Annotated in this window: 6 protein-coding genes and 3 pseudogenes; 2 read left to right on the top strand and 7 right to left on the bottom strand. The window is 37.1% G+C overall.

What is annotated here, in order from left to right; genetic code table 11:
• Positions 1–196 (top strand): annotated as a pseudogene (locus tag AS180_RS21965) (IS4 family transposase); the annotation flags it as partial.
• Positions 197–528: 332 nt separating this feature from the next.
• Here AS180_RS21965 and AS180_RS20880 read toward each other — a convergent pair.
• The 4 genes and pseudogenes from AS180_RS20880 to AS180_RS20865 all read right to left on the bottom strand — a co-directional run.
• The gene (locus AS180_RS20880; RefSeq protein ID WP_025908003.1) at positions 529–906 is read right to left on the bottom strand and encodes a hypothetical protein; all 378 of its coding nucleotides are present in this window, start codon (positions 904–906) and stop codon (positions 529–531) included.
• A 267-nt stretch (positions 907–1,173) separates the two neighbouring features.
• On the bottom strand, positions 1,174–1,590 hold the full coding sequence (locus AS180_RS20875; RefSeq protein ID WP_082636440.1) for a GNAT family N-acetyltransferase: 417 nt from the start codon (positions 1,588–1,590) through the stop codon (positions 1,174–1,176).
• A gap of 22 nt (positions 1,591–1,612) precedes the next feature.
• The gene (locus AS180_RS20870) at positions 1,613–2,392 is read right to left on the bottom strand and encodes a Cof-type HAD-IIB family hydrolase (protein ID WP_062687449.1); all 780 of its coding nucleotides are present in this window, start codon (positions 2,390–2,392) and stop codon (positions 1,613–1,615) included.
• 109 nt (positions 2,393–2,501) lie between these two features.
• Positions 2,502–2,780, bottom strand: a pseudogene (locus tag AS180_RS20865) (NAD(P)H-dependent oxidoreductase); the annotation flags it as partial.
• Positions 2,781–2,991: 211 nt separating this feature from the next.
• Between AS180_RS20865 and AS180_RS20860 the strand changes: the two are divergent.
• Entirely contained in the window at positions 2,992–3,222 is a 231-nt protein-coding gene (locus AS180_RS20860) for a hypothetical protein (protein ID WP_224840247.1), read from the top strand.
• A gap of 41 nt (positions 3,223–3,263) precedes the next feature.
• On the opposite strand, the gene AS180_RS20855 is transcribed toward AS180_RS20860, so the two are convergent.
• The 3 genes and pseudogenes from AS180_RS20855 to AS180_RS20845 all read right to left on the bottom strand — a co-directional run.
• Entirely contained in the window at positions 3,264–3,698 is a 435-nt protein-coding gene (locus AS180_RS20855; protein ID WP_025908007.1) for a PH domain-containing protein, read from the bottom strand.
• 211 nt (positions 3,699–3,909) lie between these two features.
• Positions 3,910–4,611, bottom strand: coding sequence for a DUF554 domain-containing protein (locus AS180_RS20850; RefSeq protein WP_025908008.1), 702 nt, complete (start codon positions 4,609–4,611; stop codon positions 3,910–3,912).
• Positions 4,612–4,944: 333 nt separating this feature from the next.
• A pseudogene (locus AS180_RS20845) lies at positions 4,945–5,143 on the bottom strand (IS4 family transposase); the annotation flags it as partial.

The following is a 5,143-nucleotide window of genomic DNA, read 5'->3' as shown; positions in this document are numbered from 1 at the left end:
GTTCTACGGACAAAGCGAACAAGCTGTCCATAATCAAGTGTACATCGCGATGATTGTCTACTGTTTAAACGTACTGGCTCAGTTGGGTACAAACAGTTCACGGACGTACTTACAAATTAGTCGGTTGTTAAAAGCAGCACCGTGGAAATCCGCACACATTTGGATTCGAAAAATAGCAGGAAGAGCTGTCCCGTAAAGGTTTAACCGTCTCTGTCGCCCTCGCCAAAGGTTATAGTGAAAAAATGGATGATTACTACCTCTGTTCACGTGTCTTCATTTTTCTTCTCAAACGGAAAAATAATAAAACAGAAAATTCAGTCAATATTTATGCGACGTTAGTGGTTCAGAGTACATAAAAAAGCTTTTAAGAACCAAATTCTTAAAAGCTTTTTCTATCATTTCTTCACGAAAAACAGCTGTAACATCTTTTCTAAAAACAGCTCATACTTTCTAAACCAACCTCTAAATTGTGTGAATAGATCATTGGCTTAAATACTTATTTTCTATACTCTTATGGTTTTGTCAGCACTATTCTAGAGGTAGTCTCGGCTTTTCATCTTGATAAATCGAATAAGCTTCTCCATACTTTTCGATATCTGTACACTGCTCATCACTACAGCCAAACAAATATGTACCTTCAGTTGTTCGAACGCTTACATTAAAATAATATGGATATCTGCCACCTTTATTTTTATCCATGCTGCTTTCTATAGATTTAATATCTTTTGTTTTAGCAATCTCTTGATAGTCTTTACTTTCAATTGTTCTTTGAATCATTTCATTTAGAATGATTTGTTCCTTTTCATCGGGATCATACATCCTATCAAAAGCATAATGCTTAACCAGCCAGTAAGCGTTCATTCCTACACTCATAACCAGTAAAATCTTAACTACTTTTTTCTTCATTTTAAATCGTCCTATTCTTTTACCATTTCTAAAACATTCTTCTGTCCATCAGGGCTTTCAACTACAATTAATTCGGTATTATTTATGACTACATAGCTATCAATTCATTCGTTACTATTACAGCCTGCTAGTAATATAGCAAAACAGAAGTTGATTAACAGGAAAAATTTTCTCATGCCGGTTCCTCCTATAAGTCAGAATGCATAGGTACGTTTCATTCCCATCTGTATTATTCTAGCTCTAAGCTCATCACAACACGTTCTTCATTCAATTCAAACTCGTTTTTTGAAAAAAAGCTGCTGGCTTTCGGTGACCTTTTTCAGTAGATAAGTAGATTTGTGCTACTGCTTGCTGTTTGAGCTGTACTTTTAGAAATTCTAATAAGCTCGTCCCAATACCGCTAATTTGAGCATTGGTATCCACACAAATTTCGTTGAGATAAAAATACTTATTGTTTATCCACTGCTCTTCATTTCCCACGATAAAGCCTAGAAGCGGACCATTTTCGTCTTCAAAATAACCAATTCCTAGATAGCCAGGCGTTAAGCTAATATCCATTAACCGCTTATAAGAGCTTTGAAGCGTCCATGGTTCATTCCAAGGTTCCTCGTTAAATACACGCGCAAACAGCTTAGCTGCAGGCTTTAAATCTTTTATAGTAAGCTTTCGAATTGGTTGGTTCATTGTACACGTCCTCTCTTCTTTCTTATTGTGAAATGAGGTTATAATGTCTAAGGGCAAACTCCACGCCATCTTCATCTGATTTTTTCGTCACAAAATCAGCTATTTCCTTTAAGCGTTGACTACCATTTTCCATCGCAACACCAACACCTACAGTTTCAAGCATATCAATGTCATTGTCACCATCCCCAAAAGCCATCGCCTCAGAAGGTTGTATCTTAAAGTACTCTAACACTTTTACAATCGCCTGCGACTTTGATACGTCTGTTTCCAATACGTTTACCACATATGGGTGCCAGCGACGAAACGTATAGTGAGGAAATCTAGCTCTGTATTGATTCACCACTTCATCCGTTCCAAACAGACAAAGTAAATAGATTTCTTCTTCGTAAATGGAAGGATGAGTGTCTGGATAGGTTTGAAGCGACAAGGTTTCGGATAAAGCAGCTAAAACACCCTCTTCCTGTACTCCGTTCATGTGAAAGCCTTTCGTGTAAAAAGATAGGGCATGCTGTTTGGAATCTGAGAATTCTACTAGCTCTTTTACGTTGGACTTGCTCATACTCACTTTATGTATAACTTCATTCTGATAAGTCACATAACCACCATTTGCAGTAATAAACACATCAATACCTAGCTCTTTTAATTCTTCGCACATAGAGAGTGGGCGTCCAGTAGCTGCTACAATAATAATGCCAAGATTTCTTAATAAACTGATGGCACGCTTTGTACTCTCAGGTATTTCGCCGCTCTTGTGATGCGTTAGCGTACCATCAACGTCGAAAAAAATGATTTTGCAGCTCATATTTCCATTTCCTTTCTTTTAGTTCCATTTTAATCCATATACGCATTAAAAAAAAGCAAATAATAGAAAAAGCACCAAAACCCTGTTGGTTCTAGTGCTTAGCTTACAATTATGAGAAGTGACGATCAATCGTCTCATTAATTTGAGTAAAGATTTTTTTGTAGCCTTCCTTATCTAAATAGCCGATACTTCCGAATAATAAATGATCAACAGGCTCAATTCTTGTAAAATCAAAAACCCCTACATCTGACGTGATTTTTAATCCAGTCGTCATGTCTATCTCATCATAAACAGCGCTTGGTGTTCCGTGGGTATTAATGATAAGACCTTTCTTTCCAGCTAGTAGCTTAGTAATACCTTCTTCACCAGTAGCATATGCAAAAGCATGGGGGATTGGAGCAAGAAACATTTGCAGTAACCTGCTGAATAGCTTCTGTATAAGAAGTTATTCAACAGGTTACTTTTTTCTTTTATTATCTTCATATAAATTAAAAACCAACAATTGTAAGCGTTATCTTATAAAAATACGTGTCATCAATACACAAACTCCTGAATATCTTTATATTAAAATACAATTAGGAGGCCTGATTGATTTGTTGATGTTAGAAACCGCTAAGCAAATCGTAAAGCATGTGTACCCGTTTGTCTGTGTGAACCGACACGATATCTTTAAAGGAGACGTTACTTCCTTGCAGCTCTCAAAATATTTAGATCTTCATCCTGCTCACGTACCATACGTCACTGCAACAATTATTTATTTACTCGAAGCAGACGGCTATGTGTCAAAGCCGCTGATAGAATACGGAGGTATTCGAAAATGTCTGCATTAAAAAAGAGGCGTGCTAAGCTAATAAAGCTTACTACGCCTCTTTTAAGCTTTTATCGTAAACGTGGCTCTTACTTTTAGAAACTGAACAAAGACCTCTGGATCACGAGGTGAAATCCGTATCGTTTTACGCTTGCTGTACTTGATTTGAATTTGTTGAGTCGAAAGTGCGGGCGCAATAAACGGTATTTTGACAAAGCAAATACTGCGAATTTCCTTTACATTTATTTTTTTCTTAAAAGGCCCATAATAAATAGTTAACGTTTGGCCTGTGAGGTAATACCCTGTGCGAAACCAAATCGAAAGCAAGAAAGCTGCAAAAAACGCTAAAACAGCTAGTCGGATGAAGTAATGATCTTGAATAAACGGAACCATAAAAATCCCCCATCCCATCACAAAAATTCCATCTACTAAAACCGCAATACTTATGCCCCAAATTAGATACGACAACCACCAATCTTTTTTAGACGGAAAGTACAAAGCTTTTCCTCCTTTTTCTATCCTTTGTTACTTAATCTACGATAGCAATGCTTCTAACTTACCTCTTTTTTAGATTTTCTGATTTTTTCAAACGGATTACTTAAAGCACCTCACTGCTCCCCGTACGCGTATTTTATATAGTGATCACAACAGAACGAGCTTTTCATCCATATTTTCCAGCAAAAAAGTAGACCTTCTGATAAAAGGTCTACTACATCCAAGCATATATTCCCGTCACTAATAAAATAGCAACAACGATTGCCGGCAGCAAATTGGCCACCTTGACTTTGGTAATTCCAATTAAATTTAAGCCGATTGCTAGAATCATAATGCCACCGGTTGCCGTCATTTCGATAATAAGCTGATCCATCAGTGCATCTGGAACTAATCGATCAATCTGTGCAGCAAAAACAGCTATTAATCCCTGATATAAAACAACAGCTATGGCTGAGAAAATAACGCCAATCCCAAGCGTTGTACTTAGTAACAGCGAGATAAATCCGTCCATTACGGCTTTTGTATACAACACGTCATGATTGCCGCGAATACCACTATCAAGAGCACCGATAATGGCCATTGCTCCCACAACGAAGATTAATGTTGCCGTTACAAAGCCTTCAGCAACACTTCCTTGACCGCTTCCTACCTTGCTTTCAATCCAAGAGCCAATTGACGAAAGCTTCTCTTCTAGCTTCAACGCTTCACCAGCTACTGTACCAATAACAAGGCTTAAAATCACGAGTAAAAATTGCTCGCTTTTCATGCCCATCTGAATTCCTAATACCGCAATTGCTAATCCGATTGCCTGCATGACGGTAGTTTTCATGCTTTCAGGAATGTTCCGACATAAGCTCCCTAAAAGCGTTCCAACAATAATGCCTAATCCATTTGCAAGCGTTCCTAATAAAACCATCTCTATACCTCTTTCACGCTGTATGTACATCCATCATCATACTACGTATTAGTCGATTTCGAAATGTTTTTATTATTTTTATAACATTTCAACAAGCCTTCTCTTTACTCATCCTCTGCCATCTTTAAATTCAGTACTTCTTCCTCATTTTTATAGATAATCTTCATTTTAAATACATCTTCTTTACCACTAGTGTTGCATAAATGTTGACGCAATTTTCAGTTTAATGTTTTTTCCTGTTTAGAGCCAAAAAAGTAAATACCTTATTAAAGGTGGCTCCATCCATTTGGAAATTATGTACAATTAGACTTGTGCGACGACGACAATTTATTTTTAAGGAACGGTTTTTCCTTTAATCTTTCGTATCCAGATATGTGCCGGTTTCCATAACGAAGCCCTTAAAAAACGGCTAATCTGTAGCGTTTTTCGCTTACTTTTTGTTTCGATTTGCGCAATTACATTTAGGCAAAAAACAATCAGTGCGATAAACACTTGGTTTTGAATGGCCCATTCACTTTGTCCGTAGAACTTT

It is taken from the genome of Priestia veravalensis (assembly GCF_001457055.1).
In the GTDB taxonomy this organism is placed as follows: domain Bacteria; phylum Bacillota; class Bacilli; order Bacillales; family Bacillaceae_H; genus Priestia; species Priestia flexa.
Note: the sequence above shows the minus strand (reverse complement) of the source record. Positions and strands in the feature narration are given on the sequence as shown.